22 protein-coding genes are annotated in these 18,604 nt (G+C 65.6%); 12 read left to right on the forward strand and 10 right to left on the reverse strand.

What is annotated here, in order from left to right; translation table 11 throughout:
* Positions 1-3 precede the first annotated feature (3 nt).
* From NOG11_RS02255 to NOG11_RS02285, 7 genes are all read right to left on the reverse strand, one after another.
* Positions 4-1,596, reverse strand: coding sequence for an ABC transporter permease (locus NOG11_RS02255; RefSeq protein ID WP_256618001.1), 1,593 nt, complete (start codon positions 1,594-1,596; stop codon positions 4-6).
* Positions 1,593-2,510: an ABC transporter ATP-binding protein gene (locus tag NOG11_RS02260; RefSeq protein WP_256618002.1), complete on the reverse strand. Its 918-nt coding sequence runs from the start codon at positions 2,508-2,510 to the stop codon at positions 1,593-1,595. Before NOG11_RS02260 ends, NOG11_RS02255 begins: the two co-directional genes overlap by 4 nt.
* A 157-nt stretch (positions 2,511-2,667) precedes the next feature.
* Positions 2,668-2,850: a hypothetical protein gene (locus NOG11_RS02265; RefSeq protein WP_256618003.1), complete on the reverse strand. Its 183-nt coding sequence runs from the start codon at positions 2,848-2,850 to the stop codon at positions 2,668-2,670.
* Positions 2,847-3,017 (reverse strand): hypothetical protein, encoded by a 171-nt coding sequence (locus NOG11_RS02270; RefSeq protein ID WP_256618004.1) that lies wholly within the window; start codon positions 3,015-3,017, stop codon positions 2,847-2,849. The genes NOG11_RS02265 and NOG11_RS02270 overlap by 4 nt, the downstream gene beginning before the upstream one ends.
* Positions 3,018-3,071: 54 nt before the next feature.
* Complete coding sequence (locus NOG11_RS02275) at positions 3,072-3,671, reverse strand: hypothetical protein (RefSeq protein WP_256618005.1); 600 nt, start codon at positions 3,669-3,671, stop codon at positions 3,072-3,074.
* Complete coding sequence (locus NOG11_RS02280; protein ID WP_256618006.1) at positions 3,668-4,168, reverse strand: RNA polymerase sigma factor; 501 nt, start codon at positions 4,166-4,168, stop codon at positions 3,668-3,670. Before NOG11_RS02280 ends, NOG11_RS02275 begins: the two co-directional genes overlap by 4 nt.
* 37 nt (positions 4,169-4,205) lie before the next feature.
* A complete protein-coding gene (locus NOG11_RS02285) occupies positions 4,206-4,649 on the reverse strand; it encodes a response regulator (RefSeq protein ID WP_256618007.1) in 444 nt (147 codons plus the stop codon).
* A 297-nt stretch (positions 4,650-4,946) separates the two neighbouring features.
* Between NOG11_RS02285 and NOG11_RS02290 the strand changes: the two genes are divergently transcribed.
* Genes NOG11_RS02290 through folD form a run of 3 tightly spaced genes read left to right on the forward strand, consistent with a single transcriptional unit; the run spans position 4,947 to position 7,074 of the window.
* Positions 4,947-5,909, forward strand: coding sequence for a sterol desaturase family protein (locus tag NOG11_RS02290; RefSeq protein ID WP_256618008.1), 963 nt, complete (start codon positions 4,947-4,949; stop codon positions 5,907-5,909).
* On the forward strand, positions 5,906-6,196 hold the full coding sequence (locus tag NOG11_RS02295) for a YggT family protein (protein WP_256618009.1): 291 nt from the start codon (positions 5,906-5,908) through the stop codon (positions 6,194-6,196). Before NOG11_RS02290 ends, NOG11_RS02295 begins: the two co-directional genes overlap by 4 nt.
* Positions 6,196-7,074, forward strand: coding sequence for a bifunctional methylenetetrahydrofolate dehydrogenase/methenyltetrahydrofolate cyclohydrolase FolD (folD, locus tag NOG11_RS02300; protein WP_256618010.1), 879 nt, complete (start codon positions 6,196-6,198; stop codon positions 7,072-7,074). Before NOG11_RS02295 ends, folD begins: the two co-directional genes overlap by 1 nt.
* A gap of 207 nt (positions 7,075-7,281) precedes the next feature.
* On the opposite strand, the gene NOG11_RS02305 is transcribed toward folD, so the two are convergent.
* Positions 7,282-8,043, reverse strand: a complete 762-nt coding sequence (locus tag NOG11_RS02305; protein ID WP_256618012.1) for a divergent polysaccharide deacetylase family protein — start codon at positions 8,041-8,043, stop codon at positions 7,282-7,284.
* Positions 8,044-8,089: 46 nt separating this feature from the next.
* On the opposite strand from NOG11_RS02305, the gene NOG11_RS02310 reads away from it, so the two are divergent.
* The 7 genes from NOG11_RS02310 to NOG11_RS02340 all read left to right on the forward strand — a co-directional run bounded on the left by NOG11_RS02310 (position 8,090) and on the right by NOG11_RS02340 (position 14,142).
* Complete coding sequence (locus NOG11_RS02310; RefSeq protein ID WP_370468216.1) at positions 8,090-8,683, forward strand: anthranilate synthase component II; 594 nt, start codon at positions 8,090-8,092, stop codon at positions 8,681-8,683.
* Positions 8,680-9,687 carry an anthranilate phosphoribosyltransferase gene (trpD, locus tag NOG11_RS02315; protein WP_256618014.1) on the forward strand — a complete coding sequence of 336 codons (1,008 nt, stop codon included), beginning with the start codon at positions 8,680-8,682 and terminating at the stop codon, positions 9,685-9,687. The genes NOG11_RS02310 and trpD overlap by 4 nt, the downstream gene beginning before the upstream one ends.
* Positions 9,684-10,487: an indole-3-glycerol phosphate synthase TrpC gene (trpC, locus tag NOG11_RS02320; RefSeq protein WP_256618015.1), complete on the forward strand. Its 804-nt coding sequence runs from the start codon at positions 9,684-9,686 to the stop codon at positions 10,485-10,487. The genes trpD and trpC overlap by 4 nt, the downstream gene beginning before the upstream one ends.
* Before the next feature lie 67 nt (positions 10,488-10,554).
* Positions 10,555-11,229 (forward strand): transcriptional repressor LexA, encoded by a 675-nt coding sequence (gene lexA, locus NOG11_RS02325; RefSeq protein WP_256618016.1) that lies wholly within the window; start codon positions 10,555-10,557, stop codon positions 11,227-11,229.
* A gap of 211 nt (positions 11,230-11,440) precedes the next feature.
* Positions 11,441-12,097 carry an SDR family oxidoreductase gene (locus NOG11_RS02330; RefSeq protein WP_256618017.1) on the forward strand — a complete coding sequence of 219 codons (657 nt, stop codon included), beginning with the start codon at positions 11,441-11,443 and terminating at the stop codon, positions 12,095-12,097.
* A gap of 97 nt (positions 12,098-12,194) precedes the next feature.
* Positions 12,195-13,544, forward strand: a complete 1,350-nt coding sequence (proS, locus tag NOG11_RS02335; RefSeq protein WP_256618018.1) for a proline--tRNA ligase — start codon at positions 12,195-12,197, stop codon at positions 13,542-13,544.
* Between the two features lie 160 nt (positions 13,545-13,704).
* Entirely contained in the window at positions 13,705-14,142 is a 438-nt protein-coding gene (locus NOG11_RS02340; RefSeq protein WP_256618019.1) for a helix-turn-helix domain-containing protein, read from the forward strand.
* Here NOG11_RS02340 and gluQRS read toward each other — a convergent pair.
* Positions 14,060-14,902 (reverse strand): tRNA glutamyl-Q(34) synthetase GluQRS, encoded by an 843-nt coding sequence (gene gluQRS / locus NOG11_RS02345; protein WP_256618020.1) that lies wholly within the window; start codon positions 14,900-14,902, stop codon positions 14,060-14,062. The two genes, NOG11_RS02340 and gluQRS, sit on opposite strands and share 83 nt — an antisense overlap.
* Positions 14,903-14,938: 36 nt before the next feature.
* Between gluQRS and NOG11_RS02350 the strand changes: the two genes are divergently transcribed.
* The gene (locus NOG11_RS02350; RefSeq protein WP_256618021.1) at positions 14,939-15,451 is read left to right on the forward strand and encodes a J domain-containing protein; all 513 of its coding nucleotides are present in this window, start codon (positions 14,939-14,941) and stop codon (positions 15,449-15,451) included.
* A 92-nt stretch (positions 15,452-15,543) separates the two neighbouring features.
* Here NOG11_RS02350 and tldD read toward each other — a convergent pair whose 3' ends face one another.
* Positions 15,544-16,956 carry a metalloprotease TldD gene (tldD, locus tag NOG11_RS02355; protein WP_256618022.1) on the reverse strand — a complete coding sequence of 471 codons (1,413 nt, stop codon included), beginning with the start codon at positions 16,954-16,956 and terminating at the stop codon, positions 15,544-15,546.
* Between the two features lie 420 nt (positions 16,957-17,376).
* Between tldD and NOG11_RS02360 the strand changes: the two genes are divergently transcribed.
* Positions 17,377-18,603, forward strand: coding sequence for a cytochrome c oxidase subunit II transmembrane domain-containing protein (locus NOG11_RS02360; RefSeq protein ID WP_256618023.1), 1,227 nt, complete (start codon positions 17,377-17,379; stop codon positions 18,601-18,603).
* Position 18,604: the final 1 nt, after the last annotated feature.

Consider the following 18,604-nt stretch of genomic DNA (forward strand, 5'->3'; position numbering starts at 1 on the left):
GGGCTACCGCGCCGCGTTCTCCCGCGAGGTTCGGGCGGCATCCAGCATGCCCTTGAAGGTCGCCTTGCCGCCGGACTGCAGGATGCCCGCCCGGTAGATGCGGCCCATGAAGCCGATCAGCAGAAGCGCGGAGCCCGCTAGGATCGCCGTGCCCGCGATGATCTCCCAGACCGGCGGGTTGGCCGATAGCCTCAGCATCATGGTGACGTGGCTGTAGAGGGGGATGAAGGTCAGGACCCTGGCGATCACCCCGTTGGGGTCGTCGACGATGATGCCGACAAAGGCGAAGGTCGGCAGCAGCACCAGGAAGGTGAGCGGCGTCGAGAGGTTCTGGGCGTCCTGGATGGTCTCGCACATGGCGCCGATGCCCAAGTAGACCGCACCGATCAGCAGGTAGCCGAGCACGAAGTAGAGGAAGAAGAACGGCACCAGCGGGCTGCCGGTGACGACGTCGAGCACCAGTCCGAAAAACTCGTCGCCTGCGCCGAAGACCGATAGGATGGCGATCCCAACGGCGGCGAAGAAGACCATGGGGGTAAGGCCGACCAAGGCCAGGGCGATCAGCTTGCCGATCATGAGCTGGCCTGCCGAGACCGACGAGAGCAGCATCTCGACGATCTTGTTGGACTTCTCCTCGATCGTATTGGTCAAGAGCATCGAGCCCACGGAGAAGGCGCCGAAGAAGAGGACATAGGCGAGACCGAAGGGCAGGAAGCGCTCGATCTGGTCGCGCTGGTTCTGAGCCTCGTCGCCCTCCTGAGTGCCCGCCTTCACCGTGCGGACGGAGGCGGAGAGGCCGGTGATGCGGACCACCTCGGCCTCGCTGACGCCCGCTTCGAGGAAGGCCCTGGTGCGCAGGTTCTCGCTGACCGCGCCGCGCACGAAGCCTGCAATGCCGGTGTCGTTGAGGTTGTCCGTGAGGTAGACGGCGCTGATCTCTGGGTCGTCGCCAAAGCCCTGGGGGATGAGGACCACACCGGTGAGGCGGCCGCCATCCGGCAGATCCTCGTCGCCGCGCATATAGGGGGCGTAGGCGGTGCCGATCTCCTCCGCGCCCGCATCGGCGCCCAGCCCTAAGTCCAGCTCCACCACGCGGTAGCGCAGCTTGGGCTCCTCGATCTTGGGGAGGTCCGCGGAGGCAAGTTCGGAGAGGCGGCGGCGGCCTTCTTCCAGCCCGCCCGCCTCGAAGAAGGCTTCCCGGCGGGCGCTGGGTCCGACCGAGCTGGTCATGCTGGCGGCGATGGCCTCCGCGTCGGGCATGCCGGGTGCACCGCTGTCGGCTTCAGGCCTGAAGGGGTAGCCGAGCGCATCGGCGTCGACGATGCCTGCGGTGGCAAGGCCGGTGACGAAGTCGTCCCAGCGGCGCAGCACGCGCTCCTGCCGATCGGTCTCGACGGCCTCGGCGATGGTCTCTTGGTAGTCGCCGGTGCGGTCGATGATGACGAAGGTCTTGGCCGTCTCGGTGGCCTCCTGAAGGAAGGCGACGCCTAAGCCCACCGCCATGCCGAGGGGGATCAGGAACAGGAAGGCGATGAAACCGCGGGTGAAGACGTATTTGCGGTACTCGTGGGAGATGATCTCGAAAAGGCCGCTCATGCCGCTTGCTCCTGCGTCTGGTCAGCGCCCGCGAGGCGGAAGAAGATGTCGTGAAGGCGCGCTTCCTCGCGGCCGAAGCTGATGACGTGGATGCCGGCGGCGAGGATCGCGGCGAGGACGGACTGGCTGTCCGTACCTTCCTGCACTGACAGGGCGTAGCGGTCGCGGCCGAGCGGCGTGACGGCGGTGATGCCCGCGTGACCGACGAGGCGCTGCGGGTCGTCCGGCGTAGCGAGGATCAGGCGCCGTTCATAGGCGTCGCGCGCCTCCTCGATGGTGCCTTCGAAGACCTTCTCGCCCGCTTTGATCATGACGAAGCGGTCGCAGAGGCGCTCGGCATGCTCCATGGTGTGGGTGGAGAAGAGCACCGTCGCGCCCTCCTTCCGCAGGTCCGAGATGAGGTCCTCGAGCAGCTTCTGGTTCACCGGGTCGAGGCCGGAGAAGGGTTCGTCGAGGATCAGGAACTTGGGCGCATGGGTCAGCACGCTGAGGAGCTGGATCTTCTGGGCGTTGCCCTTGGAGAGGGTCTCGATCTTGTTCTGCGCGTACTGGGTCATGCCGAAGCGTTCGAGCAGCTCGTTCGCGCGCTTCTTGGCGGTCTTGCCGGGCACGCCCTTGAGGCGGCCGAAATAGGCGATGGTGTCGACGGCCTTCATCTTGCGGTACAGCCCGCGCTCCTCGGGCAGGAAGCCGACCTTGAGGCGCCCGTCACGCAGGTTCTTGCTGCCGAACAGCTCGATCCGCCCCTTGGTGGGGGGCAGGATGTCCATGACCATGCGCAGCGTCGTGGTCTTGCCAGCGCCGTTCTGACCGAGAAAACCGACGATCTCCCCCTCGGTGACGCTGAAGGAGAGGTCCTTCACCGCTTTGAACGCACCGAAATGCTTGGAGACCCCTTCGAGGGTGAGAATCATGTGCCGTCTACCTTGGATTACCCGCCATGCCACCTTGCAGGTGGTCGATGACAGTGAGTTTAGCAAGCTGTCCGTAAATATCGAGTCTCGATGTGCCCACATGCCGCAGGCACGGCCGAGGAAGAAGGTGGTGACCTCCCTCGGCTCGCCGAGTTTCCTACCGGCTGCTTCGCCTTACGGCGGCGAACACGGTCGCCAGCATCAGGACGATCGGTACGAAGAGCACGGAGGTCTTCGGGTCGATCACGCCGAAAAGGGCGCCGATGATCGCCAGGAAGGCAAAACCGAAGGCGATTCCCAGAACGGTTGCCGTGAGCAGGCGGTTCTCGCTCCTGTTCACCGGCTTTCCCCCTCGCCGCCAAGCCAGGTGGGGGTGTAGCCGTCCCAGATACCGCCCTCATCGGGCTCGAGGATGATCCCGGCCAGAAGGGTGAGGGTGACCAGCAGCCACACCGCGCTCACGGCGATGGTGCTCCGGCTCGGCTTGCACTTTGTTTCGTCGATCATGGGTCCTGTCTCCTGCGTTTATGCAAAGGGACAGTCGCCAAAGGTGCGATCCTCTTACAGATCCTCTTCCAGCTCGCGCAGGCGCTGCTCCAGCGCCGCTATCTCGCCTACCTTACGGCGCGCCGTGCGGAGCCCCCAGACCATGCAGCCGGCAACGCCTGCCAGGATCGGCAGGGCCAGCGCCCAGAACGACCATTCGGGGGTAGCCAAACGGCCGCCGGGGGCCGCGAGAAGCGGACCGAGCAGCATCCCCAACACCAAGCTTCCCGGCATCACCCCGTAGAACACCCTGGCGTTGCGCAGCGAGACCTTCGCCTGGCGGATGGCAAAGCGCACAAGCTCTATAGGCGGCAGCGCGGCAGGCTCGCCGCAGTGCGCTCTCGCCTGCCTGCTCTTGCGGTACTGCCAGGCGATGGACCCGACCAAGAGCAAGGTGAACAGGCCGGGTACACGGAACAAACCCTGTAGATCAAGGTAGAGCGTCAGAAGGAGCGACGCGAAGCCTAGGGCGTAGCAGGCGCGGAGGAACCGGCGCTGCTGGGCGTGCTCGGCTTCCACCACCCGCAACATCTCGCCTGGATCGACGGCCTGGTGCTCCGACTGCCAGAGGGCGGCGAGGGCGTCATCGCCGCCGTGATGGGGCTGGAAGGTCATGCGGCAACTCCCATTAGGCGGCGTAGCCTCTCCCGCGCGCGGGTCAGGCGGACCGCGACGTTGCCCGGCGTCAGGCCGAGGGCGTCCGCCACTTCTGGGTCGGAGAACCCTTCGAGGTGGAGCGTCACGACCTGACGCTGGCCGATCGGCAGCTTCCTGACGGCTTCGAGCAGGCGCTTGCGGGCCAGACTTCGGCCTGCTTCCTCCTCCGGCCCTGGCAGGTCCGAGGGGGTTTCCGGTTCGAGATCGGCATGGGTGACGCGCGATTCCCGCCGGACGTGACTGACGCAGGTGTTGTGCGCGATGCGCGCCACGAAGGTGCGAAGCGACGCCTCTCCCCTGAAGCGGAGCAGGGCTCGCCAGAGCGCGGAGAAGGTGTCCTGGACGAGCTCTTCGGCGAGGGCCGGGCGCGCCTCATAGCTGGAGCAGATGCGCGAGACCAGGGGACCGTGCGACCGCACGGCCTCCTCGAACATCTTCGCTTCGCCACCTGTCATCCGATGGATAGTCGCGATGGGTGCGGTTCTCTTACATTCAATCGTCGTCCGAACGGGACGAGGAGGAGATCTGGCTGGCCAACGCGCCGACGATATCGGCCATCTCGGCTGGCTTGCTGAGCCAGAGGGCGGCGGGGTAGCGCCTGGGCAGGTCGGTGAGCAGCTCGGCGTGGCCGGAGTGGAACACCAGCGGCACGCCCTGCTCCTGCAGCATGTTGGCGAGGGGGAAGACGGTGAGACCGCCAAGGTTCACATCAAGAAGGGCAGCGTCGATCTGGCCCTTGTCGGTGGTGAGCTTGGAGAAGCCCTCGTCCAGACTGGCCGCCATGAGGACGTCGCCGCCGCAGTTCTCGAGGTTCTCGCAGAGGTCCAGGCCGATCAGGAACTCGTCCTCCACCAAGAGGATCTTCCTCCCAGCCAGGGGCGGCGGGGTGGTGGTGCGCCCGCTATCCTGCGGTGCCTGAAACAGACCTGACGGCAAAACGCTGTCTCCTCTTGGGCCGGCGCAAGGACCGGAAGATAGGCTTGTAGCCGCCCTGCGATAGGACAGGAAATGGCCGCTGGCGTTGGATGGTTCCCTTGCCACATCGCCATGTTCGTGGCGCAGGCTGAGCGCGAGATGGACATCGCCGTGCCCCGCATGGCATAGAACCTAGGGCATCGAACCGCGAGGCAGGAACCGGTTCGCGGTGGAAAGATGCTTCAAGACAAAGACCTAGAGCAGTAGACTGATCTCATGAGGCCGTCCGCTGCCTTAGCCTTGGAAGAAGAGGTAGCGATGTCGATCACCGATCTCCCTGACGTATCTGTCATGGCAGCGCCCATCTATATCCTGCTGATCGCCGTCGAGATCGTCCTGCTGTCGCGCCTCGGTCGCGGCGAAGAGGTGCGGAAGGATCTCTGGGTGAACCTTGCCATGGGGACGGGCAACGCGGTCTCCGCCCTGTTCCTGTTCGGCGGGGTGGCGGCGCTGTTCCTTCTCGCCTGGGAGTTCCGCATCGCCGATCTGGGGCTGAGCTGGTGGAGCTTCCTCTTCGCCATGGTGGCCAAGGACTTCACCTATTACTGGACCCACCGGCTGCAGCACCGCATCCGCTGGGGCTGGGCGAGCCATGTGGTCCATCATTCGAGCCAGGGCTACAACCTGTCCACAGCGCTGAGGCAGCCCTGGTTCGGGTTTCTGACCGGGACCTATGTGTTGGGCTTGCCCTGGGTGTTTCTAGGGGTTCACCCCGCGCTCTATGCGTTGGCAGGTGGGCTGAATCTCTTCTACCAGTTCTTCATCCACACCCAGTCGGTCAAAAGGCTGCCCGCACCGATCGAATGGCTCTTCAACACGCCGAGCCACCACCGGGTGCATCACGCGACCAACCCGCAATATCTGGACACGAACTATGGCGGCATCCTGATCGTGTGGGACCGGCTCTTCGGCACCTTCGAGCCGGAGGACGACGAGGACCCGTGCGATTTCGGCCTGGTCTCGAACATCACCACCAAGAACCCGGCCCTGGTGGCGAGCCACGAGTATATCGCCATCGCCCGTGATGCCACGGGGAAAGGGCTCAGCCCGATCGAGCGCTTCCGCTACCTCTTCGCGCCGCCCGGCTACAGCCATGACGGCTCGCGCCTCACCACCGCGGAGATCAAGGCGAGGGCCGGGAAGGGGGCGCCTTCGCGGTTGCGGGAGGGGGAGACTGCCCTTATGTCCGGCGCTTCCCATAAAGGAGCGCCTGCGCCTTGAACGCTATCTTCGACCTTCTCTACGCCGTCCTCGAACTCTACAAACTCGTCCTTATCGTGACGATCATCATGGGCTGGCTGTTCGTCTTCGGCGTCATCAACCGCTACAACAAGGTGGTGGACACGATCTGGAACGTCTGCACCTCGCTGACCGAGCCGGTGCTGAGGCCCATCCGCAACATCCTGCCGAACATGGGCGGGCTCGATCTCTCGCCTATCGTGGTGTTCCTAGGCATCCTGTTCCTGCAGTCCTTCATCGCGAAGGACCTCCGCCCCGCGCTGACCTGATGGGCGCGCAGCTCATCGACGGCAAGGCGGCGGCGGCCAGGCTGCGCGCCGACGTCGCCGAGGCGGCCGCGATGCTGCCCAGAAAGCCGGGCCTCGCCGTGGTGCTGGTCGGCGACGATGCCGCAAGCCAGGTCTATGTCGCCAGCAAGGAGAAGGCCGCCGCCAAGGCGGGCTTCGAGGGCCGGGTCCACCGTCTGCCTGCGGACAGCTCCCAAAACGCCGTCGAGGAGGTCGTGCGCAGCTTGGGCGCCGACGACGCCGTGGACGGCATCCTGGTTCAGCTTCCCCTGCCGAAGGGCCTCAACGAGGATGCGGTGATCGCCTGCATCCCGACCGAGAAGGACGTGGACGGACTGACCGCCGCCAGCGCGGGCCAACTCGTCCTCGGCGGCGAGGGGCTGGTGCCCTGCACGCCGCAGGGATCGATGCTTCTCATCCGCGACGAGCTGCCGGACCTCTCTGGCAAGACGGCGGTGGTGGTCGGCCGGTCGATCCTGGTGGGCAAGCCCCTGGCGTTGCTTCTTCTCGAGAAGAACGCGACGGTGACGGTGGCTCACTCGCGGACCAAGGATTTGGGCGCGGTGTGCCGCGAAGCGGATGTTCTCTGCGTGGCGGTGGGGCGGCCCGAGCTCGTCACGAAGGATATGATCAAGCCCGGCGCGATCGTCATCGACGTGGGCATCAACCGCGTCGAGCGGGGCGGCGAGAGCAAGCTCGTCGGCGACGTCGCCTTCGACGAAGCGAAAGAGGTGGCGGGCGCCATCACCCCCGTCCCTGGCGGCGTCGGCCCGATGACCATCGCCTGCCTCCTGCGCAACACGGTGGTCGCCTCGGCCAGGCGGCAGGGTGTGGCGGTGCCTGAGGTGGTGGCTGACTGAGAGTTCAGATCGTTGGGATGCTGCTATCATCTATCGCATCCCTCTCTCGCTTGCGGGGTTGGGCGTATACGACCAACGGACCGAGGGTGAGGGTGTTCTGAGCACCCAAGCTGAAGGCAAGCGAAGCAGTACTGCTTCGCCGATCCCTTCACCCAAAATCGTAGATTTTGACCTCTCCCGTGAACGGGAGAGGTAGCGGCGCTCCCGCTAAACCCCAGCGCCCGTCTTCCGCAGCTCGGAGGCCAGCTCCCCCGTCGTCACCAGCCTGAAGCGGCCCTGCGCCCCCTCCGCCCATTCCTTCAGCACGGCGAGGGTCTCCGGGTAGGGGTGGCCGACGCCGATGGCTGCTCCGTCCCGCGTGGCCTCAGCCTCCAGCGCTTCGAGCTGCCGCCTGACATGTCCGGCCCCCAGCTTGCCCATGCCGCCGTCGAGGAAGCGGTTCGCCTGTAGCACCACAGCCCCGGTCTCGCTCGCTAGGTCAGCGCTGACGCTCCTAGGTGTGGTGCGGGTGTCGAGAAAGTAGAGGTCCTGGCTCGCCAGCGTCTGCAGCACGGTGCGCATCGCGCTTCGGTCGGCGGTGAGCTTGCTGCCGGTGTGGTTGTTCACGCCCCTATAGCCGGTCAGCATGGCGAGGTTGCGCCTGACCCCGCGCCGGACCTCATTGGCGCTTCCGGTCATCACCACGCTCGGCCCCGCATCATGGAGGCGCACCGTGGGCTCCATCGGCATATGCAGCATCGCCTCGTGGCGCGGACTGGTATCGTCCAGCATGGCTTGCGCCTCCTCGCCATAGGGCAGGAAGGCGAGGGTCACCGGGAAGGGAAGGGCGTTCACCGCCTCGAACTTGGCCCTGCCGAGACCAAGATCGTCGATGACGATGGCGATCACCGGGCGGTCGTCGGGCTTGGCTTCGAGCCGCATGGGCACATCGCCGCGCAGCTGCGCGGAGGCGGTGCCCATGATTGCCATGAGCGCGAGGGCTGCTAAGCGGACGAGCTGCAAGGGCGACGGCACCATGATCCTCATCGTCGATAATTACGACAGCTTTACCTACAACCTCGTCCAGCTTCTCGCGCCGTTCGGGGTCCCTGCCAAGGTGATTCGTAACGATGCCATGGGCGCCGAGGAAGCGCTAGCGCTGAAACCGGGTGCGGTGCTTCTGTCGCCGGGGCCGTGCACGCCGGATGAGGCGGGGATCTGCCTGGACCTCGTGGCGCTTTGCGCGAAGGAGGGCGTGCCGCTCCTGGGCGTCTGCCTCGGCCACCAGGCCATCGCCCAAGCCTTTGGCGGCAACGTAGTGCGCGCCGGGCGACCTATGCACGGCAAGGTCAGCCCGATGCGCCACAGCGGCAGCCCGCTCTTCGAAGGTATCCCGTCTGCGTTCGAGGCGACGCGCTATCACAGCCTTTCGGTGGAGCGAGACAGCCTGCCCGAACGGGTCGAGGTCTTGGCCGAGGCCGAGGACGACGGCGAGATCATGGCGCTGAAGGTACGGGACACCTCCGTCTACGGCGTACAGTACCATCCGGAGAGCTATCTCTCGCCATCGGGCGGCAGGCTGCTGGGCAACTTCCTGGGCCTTGCCGGGCTGGGCGCGAAGGCTGCATGAGCTTCAAGGCGACCCTAGAGCACGCCCTGACCGGCGCGCCGCTGCCGCCTGAGATGATGGCCGCGGCGATGGAGGACCTCTTCGCGAGGGAGGTGCCGCCGGAGCAGGCCGCCGCCTTCCTCACCGCATTGCGGGTCAGGGGCGAGACGGCGGAGGAGCTCCTCGCGGCGGTCCGCTACCTGAAGAGCAAGGCAAGGCTCATCTCCTCTCCCCCCGGCACCATCGACACCTGCGGCACGGGCGGAGACGGGGCGGACACCTACAACATCTCCACCGCCACGGCGCTCGTCGTGGCCGGAGCAGGGGCGCCGGTGGCCAAGCACGGCAACAGGGCCGTCTCCTCCGCCTCCGGATCGTCGGACGTGCTTTCGCGGCTAGGGGTAGACCTGACCGAGAGCGTTGAGACTCAAGAGAGGCGCTTGGCCGAGGACGGCATCGCCTTCCTGTTCGCTCCCAACCACCACCCGGCCATGGTGGCGGTAGCCCCGGTGAGGAAGGCGCTCGGCTTTCGTACCCTCTTCAACATGCTCGGCCCGCTGATGAACCCGGCCCAGGCGAAACGCCAGCTCATCGGGGTTTATGACGAGAGGATCAGGCAGCTCTTCGCCAAGGTGCTGATCGCCGAGGGGGCGGAGCGGGCCTGGGTCGTGGCAGGGGCGGACGGTCTCGACGAGCTCTCACCCAGCGGCGAGAACCTGGTGACGGAGGTCTCGGACGGAAGCATCCGTGAGCTGACGGTGCATCCTTCCGATGCGGGGCTCGACGTGGTGCCCGTCGCTGCGCTGAAGGGCGGGGACGTGGAAGCCAATGCGAAGGCTCTCCGCGCGCTTTTGGACGGCGAGAAGAGCGGCTACCGCACGGCCGTGATGTTCAATGCAGCCGCCGGGCTGGTGCTTGGCGGCAAGGCCGCCGACCTTAAAGAGGGCGCCGAGAGGGCCGCCGCCGCCATCGACAGCGGCGCTGCCAGGGAAAAACTCTATAGGCTGACAAGGAAGCTTCCATGACCACCGTGCTCGACCGCATCATGGCCTATAAGCGCGAGGAGGTGGCCGAGGCGAAGAAGGTCCGCCCCATCGAAGGCGTGGCCGAGCGCGCCCAGGACTACTCCCCGCGTGGCTTCGCCACGGCGCTTCACGAGAAGGCGGAGGACGGCATCGGCATCATCGCCGAGGTCAAGAAGGCCAGCCCCTCCAAAGGCCTCATCCGCAAGGATTTCGAGCCCGGAGAGCTCGCCGCGGGCCTCGAGGCGGGCGGCGCGGCCTGCCTTTCCGTCCTCACCGACACACCGAGCTTCCAGGGGCATCTCTCCTACCTGGAGGTCGCCCGGTCCAGGGTCTCGATCCCCATCCTGCGCAAGGACTTCATGGTGGACCCCTACCAGGTGGCCGAGGCCCGGGCGGCTGGAGCGGATGCGATCCTCCTGATACTCGCAGCGCTCACCGACGCCGAGGCGGCGAGCCTTCGCGAAGAGGCTGCGAAGTGGGGTCTCGATGTTCTCGCCGAGGTGCACGACGCCGAAGAGATGGAGCGGGCGCTCCGGCTGGAGCCGGACCTTCTCGGCGTCAACAACCGCGACCTCAGGACGTTTGAGACCCGCATCGAGACCACGCTGGAGCTTGCCCCCAGCGCCTCCATGCCGGTGGTCAGCGAATCGGGCGTGGACGGGGCGCAGGCCATGAAGACTCTCATGGCGGGCGGGATCAGGCGTTTTCTCATCGGCGAGCATCTGATGCGCCAGCCCAGCGTGGATGCGGCCTTGCGGGACCTTTTGCAGAACGTGTCCTCCTCGAAACCGTCCTTCTAGCGCGGAAGCTGTTGACGGCCGCGCGGAACAACCCTAGAACGTGCGTGCTTTGTTCCTAGAGGGTTCCATGCTCACAGCCAAACAGCGCACGCTTCTGATGTTCATCCATGAGCGCCTGGAGGCGACGGGTGTCTCTCCCTCCTTCGAGGAGATGAAGGACGCGCTGGACCTCAAATCGAAATCGGGCATCCACCGCCTGATCACGGCGCTGGAGGAGCGGGGTTTTCTCAAGCGGCTGGCGCATAAGGCGCGGGCCTTGGAAGTGATCCGCCTGCCCGAGGATGCAGCGCCCCAGAAGCGTGAGCCTTTCCGCCCGGCCGTGATTGAGAACCTGCAATACGATAAGGGCCCCGGCATGGAGGAGGAGCAGGTGCCGCTCCTCGGCCGTATCGCCGCCGGCACGCCCATCGCTGCCATCCAGCACGAACAGGCGCGTGTCACCGTGCCCCCAACCATGCTGCGGGGTGGCGAGCACTTCGCCCTCGAAGTCCACGGCGACTCGATGATCGAGGCGGGCATTCTCGACGGCGACACGGTCATCATCCGCCGCTGCGACGACGCTCCGAACGGCGAGATCGTGGTGGCCCTGGTCGAAGACGAGGAGGCGACCCTCAAGCGCATCCGCAAGAAGGGCAACTCCATCGCCCTCGAAGCAGCCAACCCCGCCTACGAAACCCGCATCTTCGGCCCGAACCAGGTCAAGGTGCAGGGACAGCTTGCCGGTCTCCTCCGCGAGTACTGAGCGAGGCGGCTCGCCCAGCTCTCCTCTCGGGAGAGGTCGAAGGCTGCTTTAGCAGGCTTCGGGTGAGGGCTTCTGAGCAAGATGAGGTTGGAAGAAGCGTTGGAACGTGCAGCCACGGAGCGGCTTCGGGGCTGTCTTCCGACCCTTGGCATCAGACGAGCCCTGCGCCTATGAGCGCCCCTGTCGCTCATAGGGTTCGCAAGGAGGCTCCATGCTAGGCACCATCATCGTCACCGGCGCCGCGGGCGTGCTTGGCCGAGCCGTCTGCGCCAAAGTCGAGGAGGCCGGGGGCAGGGCTCTCGGTGTCGATCTGGCTCCTGAGGTGCCCAGCGGTGTCGGCGGGGTCGATCTGACCGACGAGGCGGCGGTGACCGAGGCCTTCGGCAAGCTCGCCGCCTCGGGACCGATCCAGGGTCTTGCCAACATCGCGGGCGGCTTTGTCTGGGAGAAGGTCGAGGGCGGCAGTGCCGAGAGTTTCGACCGTCTGTACCGCATGAACTTGCGCACCGCGGTGCTGGCCTCGAGGGCCGTGCTGCCTCATCTTTCCCAGGGCGGAGCAATCGTCAATGTGGGCGCTGCCGCTGCTGCTGCGCCAGGTGAGGGAATGGCGCCCTACGCAGCGTCCAAAGCGGGGGTCTCAGCGCTTACTGAAAGCCTGGCCGAGGAACTCAGGGTGCGCCGCATCCGTGTCAACGCGGTGCTGCCGACCATCCTCGACACGCCGACCAACCGCGGCGATATGCCGGATGCGGACTTCGCCGCCTGGGTCGATCCTGAGGACGCCGCTGAAGCCGTGGTTTTCCTGCTTTCCGAACAGGCGAGGGCGGTGACGGGAGCCAGCCTGAAACTCTCCCTCGGGCGGGGATAGCCGAAGCGGGGCGGAAAGTCGGCCCGAACCTAGCCCCCTACCTAAGCCCGTACCGTTCACTTGCCCTTCCACCAGTTTCCAAGACCGGATCAGCGCCATGCGGCTTTCGCAGTTCTACCTTCCCACCCTGAAAGAGACACCCGGCGAAGCGCAGATAGCGTCGCACCGCTTCATGCTGCGTTCGGGCATGATCCGTCAGCAGGCGGCGGGCATCTATGCCTGGCTGCCGCTGGGCCTTCGTGTCCTGCGCAAGATCGAGGCTATCGTCCGTGAGGAGCAGGAGCGGGCCGGTGCTGTAGAGCTCCTCATGCCGACGATCCAACCCGCGAGCCTGTGGGAGGAGAGCGGGCGCTTCGACGCTTACGGCCCCGAGATGCTGCGCATCAAGGACCGCTCGGGCCGGGACATGCTCTACGGGCCGACCAATGAGGAGATGATCACCGAGATCGTCCGTGCCTCGACCAAATCCTATAAGCAGCTTCCCCAGCTCCTCTACCACATCCAGTGGAAGTTCCGCGACGAGCTGCGCCCGCGCTTCGGCGTCATGAGGGGCCGGGAGTTCCTGATGAAGGATACCTACAGCTTCGATGCGTCTCCGGAGGATGCGCGTAAGAGCTATCTGAAGATGTTCGCCGCCTACCTGCGTACTTTCCGCCGGATGGGGCTCGAGACCGTGCCGGTGAAGGCCGATCCCGGCCCCATCGGCGGCGATCTCACCCATGAGTTCGTGGTGCTGGCTGAGAACGGCGAGAGCGACGTGTTCCTCGACAGGCGCCTCCTCGGAAAGGGCGTGCCCGGAGCGGATACCGATTTCAGTGGCGATCTGGAGCCGATGTTCAAGGACTGGACCTCGCACTATGCCGCCACCGACGAGATGCATGACGAGGCCGCATGGGCCGAAGTGGAGGAGGCGGAGAAGCTCTCCTTACGCGGAATCGAGGTCGGGCATATCTTCTATTTCGGTACGAAGTACTCCGAGCCGCTGCGAGCCAAGGTGCAAACCGCCGAGGGCGAAGAAGTGGCCATGGAGATGGGCTCCTACGGCATCGGCGTCTCCCGTCTTCTCGGTGCACTGATCGAAGCGCACCACGACGAGCACGGGCCGAAATGGCCGGTCTCGGTGGCGCCCTTCCATGTCGGCATCGTCAATCTGCGCCCCGGCGACGAGGGAACCGACAAGCTGACGGCAGAGGTGGAGGCCGAGCTGACGGCGGCGGGGGTCGAGGTGCTGACCGACGACACCAAGGACCGGGCTGGGGAGAAGTTCGCGCGCATGGACCTTTGCGGCCTGCCCCATGTCCTGACGATCGGACCAAAGGGGGTGGCCGCCGGCGAGATCGAGTGGAAGCGGCGTGACACGGGCGAGAAGTCCGCACTACCACAAGCTGAAGCGGCCAAGACCATTACACGCGAAGTCCAGGAGGCCCTCGCGGCCCTTCAGAGATAGATAACAGGGCCGAATGCGAAGTATGGTTAAGAAATACTGGATAGCGCACCCTGCAATTAACGTAAAACGCTCACGTTCCTATCAGTAAAAAGTTATCCACGCAGTGTTTCCGTGCGATAGAGTCGCGGGGCAGTAGTCTGTAGTAGGGGAAGAAGGCGTGGTGATTCCGACGAGTGAGAGGCCTGAGACGTCCGGGCAGTGGTGCCGTGCAGCCGGGATCGTCATCTCCCTGACGGCAAGGGCGTTCGACGTTCCGGCCTCCAAACTGGTGCTGAAGAACAGGTGCCGTCAGCCCATCGCCCACGCCAGGCAGGTCGCCATGTATCTTCTGCATACGGTCTTCGGCGGCACCTACGAGCAGGCCGGCATGCATTTTCGGCGTGACCGAACCACGGTGAAGCATGCTTGCAGCATGATCGAGGACGAGCGCGACGACCCAGCCTTCGACCGCAAGCTGGAGTTTCTTGAAGAGACGCTGATGCGGCTCTGGTCAGTCGAGAGGCTTCGCCCCCCGGCTAGCATCGCGGCGGGCCTAGACCCAGCCGCCGACGAAGTGCTTCGGGCGCATGTCCCTCGCGGCGCCATGAGCGCAGCGTAGCCGCCCGATCGCGCTTGGCGAGCCTCTTCCCGTCCGGCCCCAGGATAAGCTTGTGGTGCCGGTAGCTGGGGATGGGCAGGCGCAGGAGTTCGTGCAGCAGAAGCTGAACCGGCAGTGAGGCGCGAAGGTCCTCGCCGCGCCAGACGAGATCTACCCCCTGATGGGCATCGTCGATAACACAGGCCAGATGATAGCTGGCCGGAAAGTCCTTTCGGGCGATGATCGGGTCCTGCTCACCGGTGAAGGTTACCGCCGCCTCTTCGCCGTCGACGAAAGCGGTGACCGTCCCTCTACTGATGATCTCTCTGGCGCGCTCGACGGATAGGCGCCAGGCGAAAGGGCGGTCCTCTTCAAGGAGGCGAGCCTCCTCCGCCTCGTCATGGGGGCCGGGGGAAAGCCCGGCGGGAGGGGCACCATGGGGTGCGCGGAGCATCTCGTTCAGCTCGCTGCGGGTACGGAAACAGCGGTAGAGAAGACCGCTTGTGCGAAGATGCTCGATGGCTTTTTCGTAGATTGGCAGACGGCCTGACTGGCGCACCACCTCGCCGTCCGGCTCGATGCCGAGCCAGGCCAGGTCTTCGAGAACGGCCTCCTCGAACTCCGGTCTGCACCGGCCTGCGTCGATGTCCTCGATGCGCAGGCGGAAAGCGCCTCCGTTCTCCCGCGCGTGGTCGTGGTTGAGGAGCGCCGAATAGGCGTGCCCCAGATGCAGATAGCCTGAAGGTGAAGGGGCGAAGCGGGTAACGGGAGAGGGCGGCACGGGTTCTGCATAGACGGGTCCGAGGAAGGACTGAAGATGCTGGGTTTCCGCCGCCCCGAAACGCTTGGCCCCCGCGAGGTCGTCATTGAGCTACGCGACGGAAGGAAGCTGCGCGGCCGGTTGCAGCTCGCCGCGAGCGAGACGGGCGCTGGCCTCTTGGCCAAGGCGAAGCCTTTCCTGACGATCAGGACGCCACAAGGGGACGTCGCCTTCCACAGGGACATGATCGCGGCCGTGCTGCTGAAGGACGAGCGGGCGGTGCTAGCCTCCAAGACTGAGACGGCCCGCAGCGTGCCGCCGACGGGTCCTGACCAGCGCAAGGAACGTGCCGCGGAAGTGCAGGGCTTCGATCCCTGCCGCATCCTCGATGTGAGGCCGGGGGCCAGCCGCGAGGAGCTGAAGGCCGCCTGGCGGAAGCGCATCGCCGAGTGCCACCCCGACAAGATGGCGGCCCGAGGAGCGCCTGCGGACATCGTGGCCGCCGCGCAACGACAGGCAGCGCAGATCAACGCAGCGTATCAGACGCTTTCAGTGATGCGGCGGGGGTGAAGCCAGCTCTGTAGGGCGGTTTGCGAAGCCAACCGCCTCGCCGCGTATCTACTCGAGCGGCGGAAAGCTTCGCGTTCCGCCCTACGCATTTGCTAGCCAGCGCCGCCGACGGTGATCGCGTCGATCTTCAGCGAAGGCTGGCCGACGCCGACAGGGACGCCCTGACCGGCCTTGCCGCAGACGCCGATGCCGGGGTCGAGTTCGAAATCGTTGCCGATCATGGAGATGCGCTTCATCACCGTCGGCCCGTCGCCGATCAGGGCCACGTTCTTCAGCGGCTCGCCGATCTTGCCGCCCTGGATGCGGTAGGCCTCGGTGCAGTTGAAGACGAACTTGCCGCTGGTGATGTCCACCTGGCCGCCAGCGAAGTTCACAGCATAAATCCCGTCCTTCACGCTGCCAATCAGCTCCTCGCGGGAGTGGTTGCCGCCGAGCATGAAGGTGTTGGTCATGCGCGGCATAGGAGCATGCTGATGGCTCTCGCGGCGGCCATTGCCGGTGGGGGCTACACCCATCAGGCGGGCGTTCATCCGGTCCTGCATGAAGCCCTTGAGGATGCCGTCCTCGATCAGCGTGGTGCGCGAGGTGGGGGTGCCCTCATCGTCCACGGTGAGGGAGCCTCGGCGTCCAGGAATGGTGCCGTCGTCGATCACGGTGACGCCCTTGGCGGCCACCTGCTCGCCTAGGAGACCGGCAAAAGCCGAGGTCTTCTTACGGTTGAAGTCGCCTTCGAGGCCATGGCCAACGGCTTCGTGGAGGAGGACACCGGTCCAGCCCGAGCCGAGCACCACCTCCATCTCGCCCGCCGGGGCAGCGACGGCTTCGAGGTTCACGAGCGCCATGCGCAGGGCCTCGTCTACCTGGGCCTGCCAGAAGGAGGGCTCCAAGAGACGGTCATAGGTCTCGCGCCCGCCCGCGCCGGTGGAGCCGGTCTCGCGGCGGTCGCCGTCCTGGGCGGTGACCGAGACGTTGAGGCGCACCAGGGGCCGCACGTCGCGCACGGCCTCGCCGCCGGGGCGGACGATCTCGACCGTGACCCACTCGCCTGACAGCGAGACCGAGACCTGATCCACCCGCGGGTCTTTGTCGCGGGCGTAGCGGTCGATGGTCTCGAGGAGCTTGGTCTTCACCTCGAAGGGCACGGCGGAGAGGGGGTCGTCCGCTGAATAGAGGTGCCGGTTGGTGCGGGCAGGGGGCGCAGCCAGGGTGCCGCCGTGCCCGCGCTTGACCGCCTCCACGGACTGGGCGGCGCGCTTGAGGGCCGCTTCGGAGAGCTCCGAGGCATGGGCGAAGGCGATGGTCTCGCCAAGGACCGAGCGGAGGCCGAAGCCCTGCGACATATCGTAGGAGGCGTTCTTCAGCCTGCCGTCATCCCAGACGAAGCTTTCGGACTGCGCATATTCGAGGAACAGCTCGCCGTCATCGGCGTGGCCGAGCGCCTCGTCCACCAGCGCGCGGGTGCGAGCTTCGTCGAGATCGGTCTGGGAGAAGAAGAAGGAGGACATGGGGGACCTTTGGTTGAGCCGGTCCGGTTATCTGGGTGAAGGGGCAGGGGGGATGCAAGGGGTTGGCTTCCCAGGCAGGAAAGGTTCTGTTCATACGCCTTCCCACGGCGTAGCGTTAGCGAAGACCGTGGGACCCAACTCCTGAACCTTGAAAACTAGTCCACCCGCAAGAGATGGGCACCACGGTCAAGCCGTGGTGAGCGCTTCGAAAGAGAGGAAGGTATTTGGGTGGCGCTTGTTCTCGGGAACGAACGGCGACACGGGAAGGCACCTGAGCAGGTGCCCGGACCGGGCAGGTCCGCCCCGCCGGAGCGCCCTTGGCGCGTGAGGCAGAATGCGCGGCAGAAAAACTCTTCTGCGACGAAAAATCTGCGCCTAAGGGGGCGACAAACGTAAGGCTTCTTCTGTAGGTGCCCCCGCATGAATCGAATTTCCGTCGCCGTGATCCTCAGCGGCCTGCTCGCACTTCTTATGATGGCTGACCCTGCCTTCGCGCAGGAGGCGGCCGACACCACCCCCGCCATCGTGGACGGCCTGGAAGAGGACCGCCCCGACGCTATCGGCACGGGCCTTCGCGAGGCCGCCTCGCCGGTGGCCGAGGAGATCCACAGCTTCTACGAGCTGACCCTTCTGCCGATGAAGCTGCTGATCAGCTTCTTCGTGCTCGGCCTCCTCGTCTGGGTGATGATCCGCTACAACGCCAAGGCCAACCCCGTCCCCAAAAGATTCAGCCACAACACGCTGGTCGAGATCCTCTGGACGGGCATCCCCGTGCTGATCCTCTTCATCATCGCTATTCCGTCCTTCGACCTCCTCTATCTTGAGGACGTCATGCCCGACGGTCAGGTGCACGAGTATGACGAGGCGCCGGGCCAGACCGAGTTCCAGTTCGCCAACGACTTCCCCGCCAGCCGCATGGTCAAGAAGGAGCGTCACCTCGACGTCTTCGCCGTGCGCGGTGAGGAGCGCCGCCTGCTTCAGCCCGGCGACGACTTCGAGGTTGAGGGCCTGGGCGATGAGAACGTGCTGGTCCGTCTGGAGAACCCGCTGCCCGCCGGTGAGCGCCTGCGTATTGTCGCTGGCCGCGCGCGGGTCGGTGCGAAGAAGGCCCTTTGGCTCTTCGGCGAGGACACGACGCGCGTCATCGAAGCACCGACCCTGACCATCAAGGCGACGGGCTACCAGTGGGGCTGGGCCTACTCCTATCCTGACTACGGCGATTTCGAGTTCGACGCCCTCATGGCGCCGCCGGATGCGACCACCGAGGAGCTTTATCGCTTGGCCACCACCAACGACATCGTCGTTCCGGCCGGTGAGACCGTCCGCGTCATCACCACGGCCCGCGACGTCATCCACTCCTGGGCCATGCCGGCCTTCGGCGTGAAGATCGACGCCATTCCCGGCCGCCTCAACGAGACTTGGTTCCAGACGGATATGGAGAAGACCTTCTACGGCCAGTGCTCGGAGATCTGCGGTAAGGACCATGCCTTCATGCCGATCTCGGTACGCGTCGTCTCCCGCGAGGAGTTCGAGGCTTGGGTCGATGAGCGCCGGGAGCTGGAGGGTATGGAACCCTTCTTCGCCGGACAGGAACTAGCAGCCGCGGAGAGCGGTGAAGAGCGCCAAGCGGCGCTGCAGCAGAACTAAG

The organism is Parvularcula maris, from assembly GCF_024505085.1.
GTDB lineage: Bacteria > Pseudomonadota > Alphaproteobacteria > Caulobacterales > Parvularculaceae > Parvularcula > Parvularcula maris.